This window comes from Moorena sp. SIO4G3 (assembly GCF_010692305.1).
GTDB classification, from domain to species: Bacteria; Cyanobacteriota; Cyanobacteriia; order Cyanobacteriales; family Coleofasciculaceae; genus Moorena; species Moorena producens_A.
The window spans coordinates 1-1,360 of record NZ_JAAHIG010000736.1 but is presented as its reverse complement, the minus strand read 5'-3'; the positions used below and the strand labels follow the sequence as shown (position 1 = coordinate 1,360).

Below are 1,360 nucleotides of genomic sequence, written 5' to 3'. Positions count from 1 at the left end.
AACCTATGACTGCAGGAATTCTATCTGGACGTCGAGTGGTCAAGCCTTTTGGGTTAAATGGTGGTGAAGCGGGTGCTTTGGGAAAAAATTATGTGGAACGGAAGGATGGAACGCTTGAGGAGTTGGGTAGTACTGGGGTAGTGGAAATGAATGCAGGTGATGTGTTTGTGATTGAGACCCCTGGGGGAGGGGGATATGGTTTCGATAGTGGTGATAGCGCATCCTAATTGGTAGTGGGCGAATGCGATGTTCCTTTGGAACCGCTTCGCGATCGCATTGGTTTTTCCTTTGAGCGAGGGCAACAGGATAAATGCTGACCTTAATCATGCAGCATTTATCCTAAACAAAGCTAACCTAACCATTAACTTAGGTTCAGACCTAAGTAGTTACATTACTAATAAACATCGGTTACCGAGGATTAAAGAATCCCAAGGTATGGGCTACTTGGAAATCTCAACGGTCTAGAAGGTTAATGGTTAGACCAGTAGCAGCACCTTTAACCGCATTATCTACCACTGAACCATTATCAATGATCACGCCAGTCACCACACTAGCAGCAGCACCAAACCCTGCATCTTGAACTAGACTCCCGGCACTGTTACGCCGAGCTCTAGTTCTATTGCGCTTAGTAGCATTGACAGCAGCACCAGCGGCAGCGCCATTGGCACTATTACCAATCAATGAGCCGTTGTCAGTTAATTCTCCAATGACGGCACCAGCAGCGGCACCAATACCGATATCTCTTAGTAAATCACCAGCAGCTGCCGGTGTAGCGGGTAGTAGTGTTGCGCCTACAAAACCGGTTGTGATCAGTCCTGGTAGTAGAGCACCGAAAATCCCTTTCATCGTTTTGTCCTCTAAATTGAGCAATCGAGCTACTGCTCTTAGGTTAGATCTGCCTCTCGGCAGATAACCTCTTCCATTAGAATTATTTGACCAAGCCATGCAGCGCCGTCAAAGGGGAGCTAGTTATAGTTGCTAGTGGTGCTTCAGGGACGGGCTCCCCCTGATTTTCTCGGTAGTCAGTATTGGGACAGTCCGTCATGTAAGGCACCACCGGGTCAAACTGCTCCGAAGTCCCAGCTTTGTCCGGGAAGCGTAGCCCACGGCCTTAGCTCCCTTTGCCAAAGTGTTTATTTAGCATAACAAGTACGGAAGAGAAACAAAAATAAGTATTAGCAGATAATCCCAGCTTATGATTAACCTTCAAAATTTTTGATTATATACTCTGCTAAAGAATTATATTGAGCACTCATTCTTAACATTAAAAGTTTTTGACCTGGAGACCATGAACCAGCTCCCTCTCTCGTTGGTTTTTCTTTGGATAAATATTGTATAGGAATATTTTGTACTATACTAA

At 45.4% G+C, this 1,360-nt stretch carries 3 protein-coding genes; 2 read left to right on the top strand and 1 reads right to left on the bottom strand.

The features are described 5' to 3' along the window. Together F6J99_RS45040 and F6J99_RS45035 are read left to right on the top strand one after the other, a co-directional pair. A partial coding sequence (locus tag F6J99_RS45040) for a hydantoinase B/oxoprolinase family protein (RefSeq protein ID WP_293123942.1) occupies positions 1 to 227 on the top strand: 227 nt, incomplete at its 5' end. 19 nt (positions 228 to 246) lie between these two features. After that, a complete protein-coding gene (locus F6J99_RS45035) occupies positions 247 to 465 on the top strand; it encodes a hypothetical protein (protein ID WP_293123940.1) in 219 nt (72 codons plus the stop codon). Here F6J99_RS45035 and F6J99_RS45030 read toward each other — a convergent pair. Then, positions 454 to 846, bottom strand: coding sequence for a hypothetical protein (locus tag F6J99_RS45030; protein ID WP_293123938.1), 393 nt, complete (start codon positions 844 to 846; stop codon positions 454 to 456). The two genes, F6J99_RS45035 and F6J99_RS45030, sit on opposite strands and share 12 nt — an antisense overlap. Positions 847 to 1,360 lie beyond the last annotated feature (514 nt).

Bases quoted from the DNA above. Each gene is read 5' to 3' on its own strand.
- F6J99_RS45035 (WP_293123940.1), top strand. From the start codon at position 247: ATGTTCCTTTGGAACCGCTTCGCGATCGCATTGGTTTTTCCTTTGAGC.
- F6J99_RS45030 (WP_293123938.1), bottom strand. From the start codon at position 846: ATGAAAGGGATTTTCGGTGCTCTACTACCAGGACTGATCACAACCGGT.